General features: G+C 63.4%; 15 protein-coding genes. 5 read left to right on the plus strand and 10 right to left on the minus strand.

Translation table 11 applies throughout. The features are described 5' to 3' along the window. Position 1 precedes the first annotated feature (1 nt). On the plus strand, positions 2 to 1,168 hold the full coding sequence (locus M3I54_RS23195; protein ID WP_254340216.1) for a cell division protein FtsQ: 1,167 nt from the start codon (positions 2 to 4) through the stop codon (positions 1,166 to 1,168). A gap of 41 nt (positions 1,169 to 1,209) precedes the next feature. On the opposite strand, the gene M3I54_RS23200 is transcribed toward M3I54_RS23195, so the two are convergent. From M3I54_RS23200 to M3I54_RS23220, 5 genes are all read right to left on the minus strand, one after another. Beyond that, complete coding sequence (locus M3I54_RS23200) at positions 1,210 to 1,587, minus strand: hypothetical protein (RefSeq protein ID WP_254340217.1); 378 nt, start codon at positions 1,585 to 1,587, stop codon at positions 1,210 to 1,212. 117 nt (positions 1,588 to 1,704) lie between these two features. Further along, positions 1,705 to 2,166 carry a hypothetical protein gene (locus M3I54_RS23205; protein ID WP_254340218.1) on the minus strand — a complete coding sequence of 154 codons (462 nt, stop codon included), beginning with the start codon at positions 2,164 to 2,166 and terminating at the stop codon, positions 1,705 to 1,707. Positions 2,167 to 2,408: 242 nt separating this feature from the next. After that, a complete protein-coding gene (locus tag M3I54_RS23210) occupies positions 2,409 to 3,671 on the minus strand; it encodes a patatin-like phospholipase family protein (RefSeq protein ID WP_254340219.1) in 1,263 nt (420 codons plus the stop codon). A 26-nt stretch (positions 3,672 to 3,697) separates the two neighbouring features. After that, entirely contained in the window at positions 3,698 to 4,480 is a 783-nt protein-coding gene (locus M3I54_RS23215) for a 3-hydroxybutyrate dehydrogenase (RefSeq protein WP_254340220.1), read from the minus strand. Positions 4,481 to 4,514: 34 nt separating this feature from the next. Further along, positions 4,515 to 5,312, minus strand: coding sequence for an acetoacetate decarboxylase (locus M3I54_RS23220; protein WP_254340221.1), 798 nt, complete (start codon positions 5,310 to 5,312; stop codon positions 4,515 to 4,517). A gap of 665 nt (positions 5,313 to 5,977) precedes the next feature. On the opposite strand from M3I54_RS23220, the gene M3I54_RS23225 reads away from it, so the two are divergent. Further along, complete coding sequence (locus M3I54_RS23225; RefSeq protein WP_254340222.1) at positions 5,978 to 7,900, plus strand: hybrid sensor histidine kinase/response regulator; 1,923 nt, start codon at positions 5,978 to 5,980, stop codon at positions 7,898 to 7,900. On the opposite strand, the gene M3I54_RS23230 is transcribed toward M3I54_RS23225, so the two are convergent. Further along, the gene (locus M3I54_RS23230; protein WP_254316393.1) at positions 7,897 to 8,592 is read right to left on the minus strand and encodes a response regulator transcription factor; all 696 of its coding nucleotides are present in this window, start codon (positions 8,590 to 8,592) and stop codon (positions 7,897 to 7,899) included. The genes M3I54_RS23225 and M3I54_RS23230 overlap by 4 nt on opposite strands. Positions 8,593 to 8,773: 181 nt before the next feature. Here M3I54_RS23230 and M3I54_RS23235 point away from each other — a divergent pair, with 181 nt between their 5' ends. Further along, positions 8,774 to 9,214 (plus strand): hypothetical protein, encoded by a 441-nt coding sequence (locus tag M3I54_RS23235; RefSeq protein WP_254340226.1) that lies wholly within the window; start codon positions 8,774 to 8,776, stop codon positions 9,212 to 9,214. A gap of 51 nt (positions 9,215 to 9,265) precedes the next feature. Then, positions 9,266 to 9,619, plus strand: a complete 354-nt coding sequence (locus M3I54_RS23240; protein WP_254340227.1) for a hypothetical protein — start codon at positions 9,266 to 9,268, stop codon at positions 9,617 to 9,619. A 122-nt stretch (positions 9,620 to 9,741) separates the two neighbouring features. Here the strand turns inward: M3I54_RS23240 and M3I54_RS23245 are convergent, their stop codons facing one another. Together M3I54_RS23245 and M3I54_RS23250 are read right to left on the minus strand one after the other, a co-directional pair. Continuing rightward, complete coding sequence (locus M3I54_RS23245) at positions 9,742 to 11,781, minus strand: pyridoxamine 5'-phosphate oxidase family protein (RefSeq protein ID WP_254340228.1); 2,040 nt, start codon at positions 11,779 to 11,781, stop codon at positions 9,742 to 9,744. 33 nt (positions 11,782 to 11,814) lie between these two features. After that, positions 11,815 to 12,456 carry a glutathione S-transferase family protein gene (locus M3I54_RS23250; protein WP_254340229.1) on the minus strand — a complete coding sequence of 214 codons (642 nt, stop codon included), beginning with the start codon at positions 12,454 to 12,456 and terminating at the stop codon, positions 11,815 to 11,817. A gap of 126 nt (positions 12,457 to 12,582) precedes the next feature. Between M3I54_RS23250 and M3I54_RS23255 the strand changes: the two genes are divergently transcribed. Continuing rightward, on the plus strand, positions 12,583 to 13,527 hold the full coding sequence (locus M3I54_RS23255; RefSeq protein ID WP_254340230.1) for a LysR family transcriptional regulator: 945 nt from the start codon (positions 12,583 to 12,585) through the stop codon (positions 13,525 to 13,527). Between the two features lie 47 nt (positions 13,528 to 13,574). On the opposite strand, the gene M3I54_RS23260 is transcribed toward M3I54_RS23255, so the two are convergent. Both M3I54_RS23260 and M3I54_RS23265 read right to left on the minus strand, forming a co-directional pair. Then, a complete protein-coding gene (locus M3I54_RS23260; protein WP_254340231.1) occupies positions 13,575 to 14,813 on the minus strand; it encodes an NAD(P)/FAD-dependent oxidoreductase in 1,239 nt (412 codons plus the stop codon). A gap of 194 nt (positions 14,814 to 15,007) precedes the next feature. Further along, positions 15,008 to 16,282 carry a DUF2252 family protein gene (locus M3I54_RS23265; RefSeq protein WP_254340234.1) on the minus strand — a complete coding sequence of 425 codons (1,275 nt, stop codon included), beginning with the start codon at positions 16,280 to 16,282 and terminating at the stop codon, positions 15,008 to 15,010. Positions 16,283 to 16,299 lie beyond the last annotated feature (17 nt).

Here is a 16,299-nt window from a genome sequence, read left to right on the forward strand (position 1 = left end):
CATGGAAGATCCCAAGCCGCTACCGCAAATTCCCGCTACGCGCGCCGGCAAGGTCGTTGCGGTCATCCTGATGGGCTTTCTGTTTGCGGGCCTGTTCTTCAATATCCGGTTCGCCGCGACGACGGCGTCGCTGTTGCCTCACGCCGTCACGCGTGCGGGCATGCTGGACGGTACGGTATCGAAGGAACTCGCCAGCCGCATGGCCGATACGCCGATCGCTGCCGACGCCGCGCGCATGCAGCGCGCGCTGGGCTGGCTGACGCTGGGCGATCTGGGCCCGCGCGTGCGGCGGGGCTGTCCCGGCTGGCTGTTTCTGCGCGACGAACTGAACGTGTACGCCGACGGCGACCACCATCTCGCGGCGCGCGCCAGTACAGTCGCCGCAGTACAGCGCGAACTCGCGAGTCATGGCATCGCGTTGCTCGTCGCCGTGGTGCCCGACAAGTCGCGCATCGAACCGCAACATCTGTGCGGCCTGTATCGGCCGGCATCGCTGAGCGCGCGTCTGAACGACTGGACATCGCGTCTCGCAGCCGTTGGCGTGCCGGTGGTGGACCTGGGCGCGGCGCTGCGCGGCGTGCCGGGCAACGCGTTTTTCCGGACTGACACGCACTGGACCCAGGACGGCGCGGGCGCTGCGGCGCGCGCGGTGGCGCAGCGCATTCAGGCGATGGGCGAGCCACCGGGTTCGAGCGTTTCGAGCCAGCCCGGCTACCGCGTTGCCGACAAGCCGCCCGCCCGGCGCCCCGGCGATCTCGTGCGACTGGCCGGCCTGGATGCGTTGCCGGTGTCCTGGCAGCCGAGAGCGGAGATCGTGACTGGCCGGGATTACCTTCACGTGGCCCAGGCGGCTGCGTCGGCCGACGATCTGTTCGGCGATGCCGATCTGCCGAGTATCGCGGTCATCGGCACCTCGTATTCGACGACGTCCGATTTCGTGCCTCAACTGGCGTTGGCGCTAGGGAGGGGCGTGGGGAATTTCGCGCGCGACGGCGGCAAGTTTGGCGGCTCGGCGCGCGCATATTTCGCGAGCGCGGCGTATGCCCAGACGCCGCCCAAACTTGTTGTTTGGGAACTGGACGAACGGGATTTGCAGGCGCCGCTCGAAGCGGAGGACGACGTTGTCGTGCCGAAATCCCGTCCGGTCGGCACGATGGCTTCGCGTTGAGACTTTCGGTCCGGGAAATCGATGCAGCGGGCCAGCGACGATCAGGCCTTCAGCAGCTCGGCTGCGAAAGAATTCGCATGCGCTACGGCCTCTTGCGCGTTGAGGAATACACCGAGCTGCTCCCAGCGCTCCTCGACCGCGTATGTGCCTTTTATCGCGAGCGCTCTCTGTACGCGCAATTGCGCTGCGTACTTGCCGTCCTCCAGGGGGCGAGCCGTCGCAACGATCCTGTGCGGAGGGCCGGATCTTTCTGGCTGGACTAACTGTGCAGGATCGCCAGGGATGCCGACATCTTTCAACTCGTTTCGGGTGTTGCAGTCCGGGCAGTAGAAGCACCACCCCTCGTCCTCGTGACTGGCTCTGACCTGCCCGCGAGCCAGCACGGCACGACATTCAACGTTTTCGCAGATGAACGGCATCGCAGTCTCCGGAGTTGTTTGAAGGGAGCCTAGCACGTCCGCCGCCGGTCAACCATTGGCGATGTTGCCGGGCCCGACGTTAAGGAAAACCCTCAAGCGCGCGCCGACGTCGTCGCGTTAAGCGGCACTCGCAACGCTCCATGTCGCCCGATGGGCGTACTCGGAGAAGCTGACCTCTGCCCCGAACGGCAGAGCGCAGTCCTGGGTGTAAAAGAAGAACCACGCTCCCTCGCGCGCAAAGTGCGCCCGGAAACAGGTCGAATCGTCACGCACTTCCGGCGCGTCGGAACAGCGAAACCAGTAGGTGATCCCGTCCAGAACACCGTGGGCGAGGCGGTGCGAAGGGACCTTTTCGCAAGCCGGGGATTGGTAGGCAAGGGCGCGGCTCACTCTCCCACCGGGCAGGAGAACGGTCACTTGACCGGCGACGCGATCCTCGCAACTGGGGGCCGTGTTATTCGGAGCCGGATCGATTGCGTCGCCACCCGTGCCGGGATGCCAAATCAGGGAGCGAACGTGTGCGAGGTGGAAGGACGGTATCGCCTTCGATCCGGGGCGAAAGGGCTTGATGTTTGCCACGCTGCGGCTCCTGTGCAATTGGTTCTCGGGGCAATTGCAAGGATAGGATTGCACGGGCTGGAAGCCTGCGACCTGGCGGCGCACATTGAGGCTCCACTCTACCTTTTGGGCAGAGCGGCCTTTTATCAATCGCGTGCGGTTGATATGTCCACTAACATATCGAGCGTGATCGCGAGCCGCCGGAAACGGTAAGCGAAATACCGATAAGGCCAGCGCTAGAACGCACTGGCCGGGTCTACGCGCTACGCGACCTTGCGAGTCAAATCCACCTGTCCCGAGGCGCCGGCGCTCAGCTCGGCGCGATCCGACTCGGGCACTTCACCCGCGCGCCGATGGATGTCGTGCGTGACGAAGCCTTGCTCGCGGCTCGGTATCGCGAACCAGTCCGGACGTGCAAACGACGCGCGAATGTCTTCAACTCCGCTCGACCAGTGCTCGTTCATGGTGTCGGCACTGAATTCGTAGTCCTTGTAATGTCCTTCGTAAGGCTTGTTCTTGTAGATCAGATGAACCACATTGATCGACGAACCATCGGCCACATTCTCGGCGAGCCGGAAAAGGGGATCACTGCGGCGCGCTTCGGCAGGTACGTGCTCGAGGAGTTCCTTGATAAAGCGCGCGTGCTTTTGCCGGTCGGCAAGCATGTTGGTGATGGCGCGCGTGCGGCTCGAATATTGAATGTCCTTGGCTCGCTCGGCCACGTCCATGAAATCGGCGGGTACGTTGCCGCTCGCGCTCCATAGATCGACCTGGAATACGAGCGTGTCCTTGTGGTCCGCGTCACGCAGCACCTCCGTGAGCGGTGTGTTCGACACGAGGCCGCCGTCCCAGTAATACTCGCCTTCGATTTCCACGGCCGGAAAGCCCGGCGGCAGCGCGCCGGATGCCATGAAGTGCTCGGGCTCGAGCCGCATTTTCGCGTTGTCGAAATAGACGAGATTGCCGCTGCGCACGTTCACGGCGCCCACTGACACCCGGATTGGGCCATCGTTGATACGGTCGAAATCGGCGAAACGTTGCAGCGTCGACTTCAATGCGGCGGTGTCGTAGTAACTTACCGCAGTCGGCGTTGCCTTATGCCAGCCCGCGACAGGCAGCGGGCGGCGCGGTGCGAAAAAGCCTGGCTGACCTTCAGTGAGCGCACGACCCGCGGCCCACATGCTGGCCCAACGGCGCGACAATTCTTGATGGCTGAACATCGGCATGGCGAGCGCGCCGAGGTTCCCGAACCAGTCGAGCGGATGGCAGATCGACTCCCAAAAGCCACGCAGCGCTTCGACGCGCCGCGCGGGCTCGTTGCCCGCAATAATCGCCGTGTTGAGCGCGCCGATCGACACGCCCGCAATGCGATGCGGTTCGACGCCAGCCTGCGCGAGCCCTTCGAACACGCCGGCCTGATAGGACCCGAGCGCGCCGCCGCCCTGCAAAACAAGAGCGATTTCGTCGTAGCGCGGCAGCTCAAACGGCTTGCGCTCCGTGCGGACGGCTAGATTGCTGCTGCGCATACGTTCTCCCTTCGTTCGTTGGTTGCTTAGTGCATCGACCAGCCGTGCGTGACGAGCACAGACTGGCCCGTCAACGCGGCCGACTCGAAGCCCGCGAGGAACGCGACCGTGTTGGCCACGTCGTCGAGCGAGGTGAACTCCCCGTCCACGGTGTCCTTGAGCATCACGTTCTTGACGACTTCGGCTTCCGAGATACCGAGTGCCTTGGCCTGCTCGGGAATCTGCTTGTCGACGAGCGGCGTACGGACGAAACCCGGGCACACGACGTTGGCGCGAACGCCGCGCGGACCGCCTTCCTTCGCCACTACGCGGGCAAGGCCGAGCAAACCGTGCTTCGCGGTGACATAAGCAGCCTTGAGCTTCGACGCCTCGTGCGAGTGCACCGATCCCATGTAGACGATCGAGCCGCCCTTGCCGCTGCCGTACATATGCTTGAGCGCGGCCTTGGTGGTGAGAAAGGCGCCGTCGAGATGGATCGCGAGCATCTTCTTCCAGTCGGCAAACGGGAACTCGTCCACAGGGCTGATAAACTGGATGCCCGCATTCGATACGAGCACGTCGATCCCACCGAAGACTTTCGCCGCTTCTTCGATGCCTGCATTCACGGCTTCTTCGTTGGTGACATCCATCGCCACGGCAAGGGCCTTGCCGCCCCCGGCCACGATGCTGTCCGCTACTTTTCCAGCGTTCGCGAGATTGAGGTCGGCGATCACGACCGCCGCACCCTGGCTCGCGAACGTGCGCGCGCAATGTTCGCCAATGCCGCTCGCGGCGCCCGTGATGACTGCAACCTTATCTTTCAAAGACATGCGTATTCCTTAATAAAAGCGATTTATATACAGATCAGGCGAGCTCGGCTTCGGGTTCGCCCAGGGCGGCGTCCTGGCTCGATGTCGAGGCGAGATAGTCGAAGGCGACCTCGCCGATGTCGAGCGTGAGGTCCGCGATGACGTGACGTGCACCCACCACGCGACGCACCGGCAGATCGGCGACGGGCGCGAGCGCGTGCGGATGCAGCTCGATCGCGGCCGGTCCGCTCCATGCGCCTCGCACCGTCACGTCGCGCAGATAGAAGCGCACGAGTTCGCAGATGCGCGCTGTGCCGTCCACATGCGGAATGATCTTGAGAAGATAGTTGGGCGTGTCGGCGAGCTTGCGGCGCTCGTCTTCGCTGTTGAGCACGTGATGCTTGTAGCCCATCGTGCCGGTAGCGATGCGCTGCGTGCCGTAATCGAGCGTGCCAAGCAGCGTGTCGTTGCCATCGACTGCCAGCACGGGGCGCGCGAGCTTCTTCGGGAAGCCCCAGATTTCACGGCCGCCGGCAATCGGGCCTTCGTCGTCGAGATACATCGAATGCGTGTAATTCGCGAGGCGACCTTGCGGATCGCGTACGGAAATCACCTGTCCGCTTTCGGTGTAATCGCCAAAACCTGACGAGTCGGGCATGCGGATGAATTCGTAGTGAACGAGATTATTTTCCGGCTTTAGCGGCTCCGGCACGATGGCGCGCAGCGCATCGGGATCGGTTTCGTACGTGATGATGAAATATTCGCGATTGACGAAGCGAAACGGCGGCCGCGGATACGCGGGGTTGTGCATGGGCATCGCGAATGCATCGCGGCGGATTCTTGCCAGATCCATACTGTTCTCCAGGCTAGGCTGCGTGAAAACGTCGGGACAGATGTTAAATGGAAAACATGACACGATCGCATTTATGACGATAAAACACCGTTTCAATTTCGTTAAATAAAAAGGAAATTGAAAGTTTATTGATCATCTCGACGACATTTTCGTGTGACTGGCTCAACGCCGCGTATGCCGATTTCCGCTGCTTAATCATGACATTACGTTTGTTGCGCTGGAAACATATGATGAATGCTGCTCAAAACAGGAAATAGATTGATGCGTGGATTGGGAGAGGAGGCCAGCCACCTTGCACAGTGAAGGAACGCCTCGCCCCGGCATAGATGTAGTTCGTCGTAATTTAGAAGGAGTACGAAGGGTATGGCTGCGTGGGAGAAGCCGCCGCGATACTGCCTCGTCGCGCACTGAGCACCATGTTATATGACATCTCTATGGTTGGCTGGCGTAATATATCCCCGCTTCCAGCGGGGAAGCGGGCGGGGCCGGCTGTGACCGACTAGAATGGATTGGCACGCCTAAGCACGAGACGTGCTTCCTGCTTCGCGAGCCAGCGAGCATACCGGCGAGATGCGATGAGCATATTCAGGTTTCAATCGGCGACGGAATCGGCGTTCCTCAAACGCTCGCATGCGCCCAGCGCCGTTCGCGCATGGCTGGTCGATATGCTTTGCTGGCCCGCTCGATTCGAGGATCCGCAGGTCGAACGGGAATTTACGGAGGACTATGGTCGGCGTTTTGCCGACTTTCGCCGTGCGGCGTTGGTGCTCGGAACCCTGATCTGGGTGTGTTTTGGCTTTTGGGAAATCAGCCTTGCGCAGAGCAGTCCGGTGTTCCGGCCGTACTTTCCGGAGGTTTTCGCGTTCCGCTGTGCCGGTGCGCTTGGCGCGACCGTCGGCATCGTGCTGGCCTTCAGGCTCGAATTTCATCGGGACAAGGTTGCCCACTGGATCCTGCTGTCGGGCTTGGCGTTCATGTGCCTTTGCCTGTTGATGCAAACGGTCCTTGCCCCACGCCCATTCAATTTCACCCATTTTTTTGTCGGCTTTTATTTAATTCTCTTTTATTTGTTTGGCTTTCTTCGCCTGCGGGCCAAGGCGACGCTAATGCTTACTGTGTGCGTGATCGCCGTAATCGTGATGACTCAACTGGTCACTCAGGCGGTCGAGCCGGACAACTTCGCGGCGGGCATGTTCTATCTTTTGAACGTCGCCGTTCTGGGGCATAGCGTCAACGTGAATGCCGAGCGGCATGTGCGCGACCGGTATGTTGCCGTCCAGGCACTTGCCCATAGCAACGATGCGCTGCAAAGCGCTAACGCCGAGCTCGCGCAAAAGCACCATGACCTCGAGCACGCACGGCGCGACCAGCAGACCAAGTCGGAAGCCCTGATCGCCTTGCGCGAGCAGCAACGCGAAGACGCAGAGCAGGCGAGCCGGGCAAAATCGCGCTTTCTGGCCGCCGCAGCGCACGACCTGCGCCAGCCCATGCACGCGCTGAACCTTTTTCTTGCGGCGGCAGACGAAGCGCTGGGAGCGCGCGACATCGAAGCATCGAGCAAGCTGATCGGCGAAGCGCGCAAGGCGTCGGTATTGACGGCGCGTCTTTTCAACGCGGTGCTCGACCTGTCGAAGCTCGAATCGGGGCACGTCAACCCGAACTATACGAGCGTCGATCTGAGCCGCGTGACCGAGGAGGCGGTCGAGCAACTCGCGTCGTTCGCTGCGAGCCGCGGCGTGGTGCTGCGCTATGCAAAGGCGCTGCAAAAACCCGCGTGGGTACGCACCGACGCCGACTGGATTCCCCGCGTGCTGAGCAACCTCATTGCGAACGGAATCAAATATTCGGATCCGTCGAAAGCGGGACGCTCCACGGTGCTCGTGGGTTTGGTACGTATGCCTAATTATGTGCGGCTCGACGTGCTCGATAACGGAATTGGCATCGCGTCAGAGCATTGGGATGCGATCTTCCAGCCGTTCGTACAACTCGGAAACCCGGAGCGGGACCGCGAGAAAGGGCTCGGACTCGGTTTGTCGATCGTGAATGCGGTGGTGTCACTGCTCGAGGGACATCGTCTCGAACTCAAGTCGATCGAGGGTCATGGGTCGCGCTTCTCGGTGCGCATGCCGGTGGCGGATCAATTCGCGCGCGAGGATGCCGCGATATCGCCCGCTGATGCGGCATCGTCGCCGTCACCGTCGTCGCTGCGCGGTCGCTACGTGTTGCTGGTCGAGGACGACAGCCTGGTGCGCGCCTCGATGGAGGCCTTGTTTGCACGATGGGGGGTGCTGTCCGATTCGGTTCGCTCCGCAGCCGAACTCAACGATCTGCTGCAGACGATCGAACGCGTGCCGGACCTGGTGATCAGCGACTACCGGTTGCCGGAGATGTCGACCGCGCACGACGTCATCCGTCTCCTGGGCGATCACTTTGCGCGGCCCGTGCCGTGCCTCGTGGTGACGGGGGAAGCCGTGGCAAGCACGCAGGGTGTGTTGCCGGAGCGCTGCGTGCTCAGCAAGCCATTGTCTCCCGACCTGCTGATTGCGCGGATGCTCGAATTGACGGAGGCAGCGGCCCGGCCCGGTTAGACCGCCGGGGCGTGCGCAACGGTGGGAATCTCGATGCCGCGGCGCGCCATTTCGACGATCAGGAACGTGCGCCGCGATACGTTGAAGCGGCTCAGCAAATCGCTGATGTACTCCTTTGCGGTGTTCTCCGAGATATTCATCTTTCGCGCTATGGCCTTGTTCGACATGCCCTGCAGGAGAAAACCCAAGGTTTGCGCGAGGCGCGGCGGGAGGTTCAGCGAGTCGATTGGAATGGCCTTGCTCGGGCCCGGGGACTGCGGGGTATGGCCGCCCTTGCCGAGTACGCTGTTGGGCAGGTAGACCCGTCCATTCAAGATCGTCTGCAGGGCTTCCCGGAACACCGCACCGCCCTCCTCGCTGGCCTTCGAGATGAAGCCGCCAGCGCCATTCTTGATGCAGTCCAGCACGGTCTCGCGGTCGTCCTGCGCGGACAGCATGACCACATGCGCAGCGCGCTCGTTTTCCTGCAGCCAGCGCAGCAAGTCAAGCCCAGTGTGATTGTTCCCGATCTGGTAATCGAGAAAAACCAGGTCGTAAGCCTTGTTCTGCAACCGTTCGACGGCAGCGTCGTACGAGCCGGCCTCGTCGATGTCGAGCGTCGGTTCTGAGGTCAGGATCAGGCTCTTCATCGCGATACGCGTCAAGCCCTCGTCTTCTACGAGCAGTACGTGGCGGAAATACAGGTTGTCCATCGGCTCTTCTCCAGTGGAGACCACTGTACCCGCATTCCTTCAGGTTGCGATCCCCCCAAAGCGGGGGACGCTTCTGGGGCCGCCTTGTGGGGGCGTTTTTCCCCCGGCATGGCCGGTTTTGCCAGAACCCCGGTCCGCGCACGATGGAGTCGCTGCAGTTCGGACGATAAGGGACACCATCATGCACACGCCGCATCCCGACTTCAAAAGCCTGCTGAACATTTTCCGCTTCGCGTCGGATGACGAAACACGCGCACGCCCTTGCAAACCGGAGCCTGAACCGGCGACGCAGCCGGACGCAACGATCCTGGCCGAGTTGCTTCGGGCAAGGGCGCTCATGGTCCGCATCGAGTCGAGCGGCGTGAAATTTCCGGACCAGATCTACGACGTCTTCGTGCAGGCCCTGGCCGCCTATGACCAGAAGTGCTGGACGGAGCAGATCGACCGGAGTTTCTGCATCACGTTGAGCCTGCTGGAGTCAGTCGCACGCCACCGGCGTGGCGCCGCAGCGGCGCGCGCCGTGTGCACGGATGCGACCCTTGTTAATCACGACAATCCGGGCCCGACGGTCATCATCAGCGAGCACCGGAAGCACCGGAACGTGCTCGACGGTAATTGGTGAGCGATCAACACATGGGCGGTTGAACTGCCTGGCCGACGAGGAGATCGTGCGATGCAAGACAATTCCATCGGGTACGACGCTTTCGATGAACAGCGCCTGCAATCCCTGCTTGCGCAGGAACGTGAAAGCCGGGCGGGAGGCCGGCGGGCAGGGAGCGAGAAAACGATTCAGGCAAAGACGGAGACGGAACGCCGACCTCTCAGTCCCTACACTGTCCACAATCTCGACACCGCAATTGCGCACCTGGAAAGCGCGATCAGCGCGGACAAAGCGATGGCGATTTTCGGTGCGAGCTATTGGCACTCTCGCGTGATCGAGCTCCGTTCCACACCGGGCATCCTGCACATTCAGGAGCGTCGGCTGCAGTGTTTGCTGGATCAGTTCGTGGCGAGGTCCGGGGGATAACAAATTGACTGAATAGTGCCTGAATCGGGAGAGCAAAGGAGATCGAATAAATTCGGGAAGCGTGAGAGACCACCAAATAATCAGCGAAAAAACCATTAACTTGTATTAACCGGCAATGGCGGCTAGAGATCCAGCGTCACGCCGGCCGCTGCCGGATGCCCGACGCAGATCAGCGCGTAGCCCGGCTCGACGTCGAATTCCGGTGGTTCGTTGTATTCCACCCTGCCATCCAGCACGCGCGTAGCGCAGGTCCCGCACATGCCGGAACGGCAGCTGGACACCGCGTCGGTGCCGCAGCGCTCGGCGGTGTCGAGCAGCGAACCTTGCTGCGGCGCCCAGTGCACCGTTTTCCCCATGCGGGCAAATGTCACCGGTCTGGCTTTCGTTGGCTCGCTCGCAACGGGAGCCTGATTAGACACACGCTTCAAACTCGATGGCCCGAACGCCTCGAAGCGGATCCGCTCGTCCGCAATATTCAGCGCGCGCAGCCCGTCGTACAGATCGCGCATGAACGCTTCGGGGCCGCACAGATAGAAGTCGTAGTCGTCGAACGGCAGGAAGCGACGCATTGCATCGATGTCCACGCGGCCCGCGAGCCGGTCGCCATCGAGCGAGTCGTGCTGCGCCGTGCTGTCGAACAGATGCACCGACACGTTCGGATGCGCGCGTTCGATCTCCCGCAGCGCCGCTGCGAATGGTCTTTCGCGCTCACCGCGCGTACCGTGGAACACGTGGATTCGGCGTTGAGGTTCGAGCGTGAGTGCCGCGTCGAGCATCGCCAGCATCGGCGTGATGCCGATGCCTGCCGCCGCCAGCACGATCGCGCGCGGGCTGCTTGCATCGAGTTTGAACGAGCCGCGGGGCGCCAGCGTGTCGATCAGCGAGCCGATGCGTGCGTGTTCATGCAGCCAGCGCGATACTGCGCCGTCGCGCTTCACGCTGATCCGGTAGCGCGCCGGACGTGCCGCATCGCGCGCCGCAGAGAGCGTGTACGTGCGCATGAGCGGCTTGGCCGACCCAGGCATTGCGATGCGCAGCGGGAGGTACTGCCCAGCTTCGAACAGCGCGAGTGGTTCGCTGTCCACCGGTTCGAAATGGAACGAGCGGATCGTTGGGGATTCGTCGCGCACCTCGGCCACGCGCAGCGGGCGCCACGGGCGCGTGTCGGCTTCTTTCGGCGCAGCCGTCGATGAGGATTCCGTTGAAACCTGTGCGAACTGCGGCGCATAGTCGACCGCCGACCATCGCAATGGCAAGGCTTCTCGCACGCGGCGGACTTCCGCCACATGAAACCGCACCAGCCGCTGTGCCAGCGGGAATTGCGCGATTTCGGGGCCGTCCCAGATCACCTCGGCGCGTACAGCCAGATACAACAGATCACCGCGCGCAAAGTCGACGAACAGCAACCCCGCGCGCGGATCGCGCAGCAGGTTGCCGATCGTGTTGAAAAACTTGTTCCCACTGAAGTCCGGCGCGGTCAGCGTGCGCACGTCGTCGATCCGCACGAAGCCGGGCATGCCGCCGCGATGCGAAACGTCGGCGCCGCCCGCCGCGCCCGCTGCCTCATCGAGATTGGCGGTGGCGATGAAAAATACATCGGCGCGCGCGATCAGCGCGCGGTCTTCCTGCGAGAGTGCGTCCGCATGTTCGACCATGGCTTTCGTCGGCGCGTTGCCGACGAAAGCGGGCTCACGTCCGTTGATGTACTTCGCGCAGTTGCCGAAGCTCTGTTTGACTGCAAGCGTCACCACGCCGCCATCGACCGCTTCGATCACGCCATTCACGCGATTGCGCCGCCTTGTGTGCGGCTGGATGCCGAGCCCGCCAATACGCGCGCCCGGCACCCAGCTCCCTTCGAGCGGATCGCCCGGCAGCACGCCGCCGTCGATGCGCAGCGTGCGGCTGTCCGGCGTCGACACGAAGCCCGCCGTATTCGCGCGCAGTGTCGCCCACGGCTGACCGCTTGCGTCGACACCGCCGAACACCATGAACGGCAGCATCGCGAAGAACGCGCGATGCTGGTCCGGCATGTAATCGCGGATGCCGCGCGAGCCGTTTTCGAGTGCGACGCTGGCCACCCCCGCGCGCAATTGGGCCTCGCGCTCGCCGTCGTGAAACGGCCCGGCGGCGCGGTACGAATCCAGTACAGGGAGAGCGGTCATGACGGTCTCAGGTTGGCGGCGCGCAACTGCCGTTTAGGCGGCGAGCAGGCCCGCTTTTGTCGGTGGCATCGGCACAAAGCCCGGCAATGCGGCCACGCGGTCGAGCCATGCGCGCAGATGCGGATACGGCTCCAGCGACACGCCGCCTTCAGGCGCATGCGCGATGTAGGTATGCGCGGCAATATCGGCGATCGTCACGTGATCGCCGGCCGCGAATGGCTTGCTGGCGAGTTCGGCATCGAGCAGCGGCAGCAGCGTCCTCGCGATTTCCTGTGCGCGTGCCAGATCGAGATCGCGCTTGAATACGTGGACGAGACGTGCGGCGCACGGGCCGAACGCGATCGGACCGGCTGCGAGCGACAACCAGCGTTGCACGGCTGCCGCGCCACGTGGATCGTCCGGCAGCCACGACGAATCGCCGTAACGCTTTGCCAGATAGACGAGAATCGCGTTCGAATCGAACAACACCGTATCGCCGTCGACGATGGTTGGCACCTGGCCGAAGGGATTGAGCTTCAGGTACGCGGGCTGGCGGTGTTCGCCCGCTGCGAGATCCACCGGCACGATCTCGAACGGCAGATCCAGCATGGACAGGAACAGCCGGACGCGGTGTCCGTGGCCGGAAAGCAGGGTCGTGTACAGGCGAATCGGCGTGGCGGGACGGACAGCGGGCATTGCATTCTCCATAATAAAAGCGCCTCGGGAAGAAGCGGCAGGGAGCGTTCAGGATAGGCAATGGCTGCGCGCGCGAGAAGACTGCTAAGCTTGCATTCATTTTCTATCGAAAGTGGACAATCGCCGATGACTGATGTGCGCGACGTGAATCTGAACCGGCTGGCGGTGTTCGTTGCCGTGGTCGAGGCGGGCTCGCTTACGGCGGCGGCTGAGCGGCTCGGCATCGCCAAGACGATGGTCAGCGCGCACATGCAGCGCCTCGAACGCGAGATCGGCGCGAGCCTGATCACGCGCACCACGCGGCAGCTGTCCGTGACCGATGCGGGTCGTGCGTTTTACGACGCCAGCTGCCGCATCCTGCAGATGACGGAAGAGGCGCTAGCGGCCGTCTCGGACGAGGCCACGCCCGCGCGCGGCGCGCTGCGGGTGAGCGCGCCTGTCGACTACGGCGCGCAGATCGTCGCGCCCGCCCTCGTCGATCTGCGTGGGGTCTATCCGGAACTCGACATCGAACTGATTTGCGCCGATCACTACGTCGACCTGATCGGCGAGGGGATCGATCTGGCTGTGCGGCTGGGCAATCTGCCGGACTCGAACTACCGTACGGTGAAACTCGGTAGCTACGTGCGTTGGCTGGTTGCGAGCCCCGCGTTCGTTGCGCGGCACGGCATGCCGAGGTCGCTGAACGCTTTGGCGTCCTTGCCGCATATCGCGATGACAGTGCTGCGGCATCCGTCGACGCTCGAGTTGACGCGCGATGCCGGGCGGCTCGCGGCGAGCCGCGTCACCAACGACCGCGCCGTGCGCCGCGTGCGCTGCGTGAATGCGCTGAGCGTGAACACGGCGACGTCGGCGCGCGCGGCGGTCCTCGCGGGTGGCGGTTTTGCAGCGCTGACCGATTTCTCGACCCGGGCTGATCTTGCGTCTGGCGCGCTCGTCCGGTTGCTGCCCGAGTGGTCCGGTGTGCCTTCGAATGTGCAGGCCGTGTTTGCGCCGACGAGCTACCCGTCGGGCAAGGTGCGGGCGGTCATCGAGGCCCTGAAGGCGAGGATCGCGAAAAGTGCCGCGTAAGCGTGCCTCGCTGCTCACGTGAGTGATCTTGAACACGCGCCGTGAGATTAGCCGTGAGGCAAAAAGCGATCCTCGACGAAGAACCGCCGGCGAGCCTCTTCGTCCGAGGGCGTCTCAGGACCGAGCCCCGGGAGATCGGGCGCGCGATCGGGCTCCATGGCGAAACACGGCAGGATGCGTGCGCGGCGTTCGTCGGCGATCGCGCCGCGTTCGTACAGCAGCTGGGTGAGCCAGTCCAGTACGCGGTGCAGGGCGCCGTAATACCGGTCGTGCTCAAAGGCGTACGCGTGTGCGGCGGCTTCCCAGTCATCGGTCGCGAGCAAACGGTCAAGCAGCACCCTGACGTCACGCAGCGTCAACGACAGCCCGCATCCCCATGACGGGTCGCTGGCGGCCGCCGCGTCTCCGATCAGCACCACGCGGCCGTTGCAGGGATGCTCGACCCAGATGTCCGCTCCTGGATAAGCCGCGAGCGGCCCAATGACACTCGCGCGTTCGAACCAGTCGCGCGGCACGCCCGTGTCGACGCAGGCGTCGAGGAACTCGCGGATCTGCCCGCTGCCGCTGATGGGGTGCGCGCGCTGCCCGACCCATGAGACAAAGTACGACCTGAACCGCTGGTGCCCGATCGGAAAAATCAATGCGGCCTGTCCCAACGCCGGGGACTGGAAGTGGTGGACCGAATTTTCCGGCGCGTCGAGCCCCTCGTAGAGCACACCCGCCACGACCAGTCGCCCGGGATCCTGGTTGAGCGTGAAGCCGGCTATTCTGCGCACCGTCGACCTGCGTCCGTCGGCGCCCACCACGAGCCGCGCTTTCACCCGATGTGTGCCGCCTTCCATTCGAATCTCGACGACCGGCAGCTTGCCCGGGGTATCGCCCGGCTCGATGCGCACGACCTCGGCGCCGCGCAGCACAACGGCCCCCGATGACTCGGCCGCGTCCAGCAGGGTGCGCTGCATCGACGGATGATAGAAGTCCAGACACGGGGTGTGCTTTGGGGTGGTGTCCGCGAGGTCGCGGGATTCGGCTGGCACCAGTCCGCTGTATCGCCTCCAGAACGGGACCACGTGCGCCCCGTCATCACACAGCAGTCGATCGATGCCGAGCGCTCGGGCTTCGACGACACCCCAAGGCATCATGCCCTCGCCGCGGACGCGATCCCTGAACGCCGCCTCGCGTTCGACAACGAGCGTCCGCAATCCAGCGCCTGCCAGTGCACGGCCAAGCGTTGCGCCGCCGAGACCGCCGCCCGCGATCACGATGTCGTAGCTGCCCTGTGTCATTTGAAAACCTCCATGCCATGGCGGCGGCGCGAACTCAGACGTCAGCAAACTGACGGCGCACGAGGCGCACGAGCGTGTGTGCCGCGAGGCGTGCGGATAGCGCTATTATGCGACTCGCATAGTCCGCGGAGGCAAGATTCGATGTTCGGGAGGCGAAGCGCCTTGATGACAAAGTCGAGCGTCGGCGTGCTGCCTCAATTCACGCCAGTGGCATAGCGGCGACAATGCTCAAGATATCCAGCTTCGTGGCTGCTCGCCAGTTGCACGATGCTTGTCCAGAGCCACAGCGGCGCATCGATCGTCTTCGAGCGAGCGCGCCGGAGTTCGGCGAGCCAACTGCGCCGGGTCGGCGGATCCATCTGGCGTGCGTGCGCGTTGCCTACCACCGCCGCGAGATAGAACGCGACCTTGCGCGCCTCGCCCTCGGCGAGTTCATCGATTTCGAGCTTGAGATCCTGTGGCAGCAACTCGCGAATCACCACGGCGCGATCGAGCAAGCGGGCCGCCCGCATGCGCTCGCCGAGAAAGGGCGAGAGATGACGCGCGCCTTCCACCACTCGCTCGGCGTTGTCGCGCGGCATCGATGCGTCTTCGTAGCGCGGCGCAGCGGCTTTCACGCCCTCCTTGATGTCCATGAGGCACAGATCGTCGCCATCGATCACACCGCCGTCGACATCGAGTAGGACTGCATAGCGTAGCCTGCCGAGCGAGCTGCAACCCTTGACCCAGTACGCCGCGTCGATCACCTCGACCTTGCCGGCATCATTGCGGCCGCGCAGGCCCGTGGGCAGACTCGCGATGGCTTCGTCGCGAAAGAGCGTGTCGATTGCCTTGCGCTCGGAGCGCGTGAGCGGCCAGAAACGCTTGCCAAGCGGTATCGTGGGCTCGAGATCCTCAATGCGTTCCTCGGCCAGATGCTGCCATGAGCGGCGTACGGCCACTTTCATCGCAAGATGCACGGGTTCGGGGCGCCCGGACATTTGGACCTTCGCGCGCTTTGTTGCGAACGCAGATTCGTAGCCCGCTGCGAGCGCCTCCATCATATGCACGATGGTGAGACCGGAAAGCGAGGAGCCGCGTGCCGCGGTCGCCAGCGAGAGGCCGAGGCGGATGAGGTCGTGCGCGGGGTTGCCGATCACCGTCTGATCGAGGTCGCGGATGTGGACTTCGACCTTGCCTTCCTGATTCGCGACGGGGCCGAGATTGCCGGTATGGCAATCGCCGCAGATCCAGATCGCCGGGCCGCGCGGCAGCGAGTCGCCGTTCGTCTCGACGATCCATTCGTAGAATCGGGTCGTATTGCCACGCACGTAGGCATGCGGCGAGCGCGCCATTTTCAGGCGACGCTGCCCGGTAAGGATGGCCGCGCGCTCGCCGGGTCTGGGCAGCGCCTTTGACGGCCCTGCGCCTTTCGAAGCTTTCGGGTTCCGCTCTTTCGGCAGTTTGCCGCGTTTTTTTTCGCTGGACATGTTCGTCATCCCCTTTT

Origin of the sequence: Paraburkholderia sp. CNPSo 3274 (assembly GCF_024206475.1) — a bacterium.
GTDB lineage: Bacteria > Pseudomonadota > Gammaproteobacteria > Burkholderiales > Burkholderiaceae > Paraburkholderia.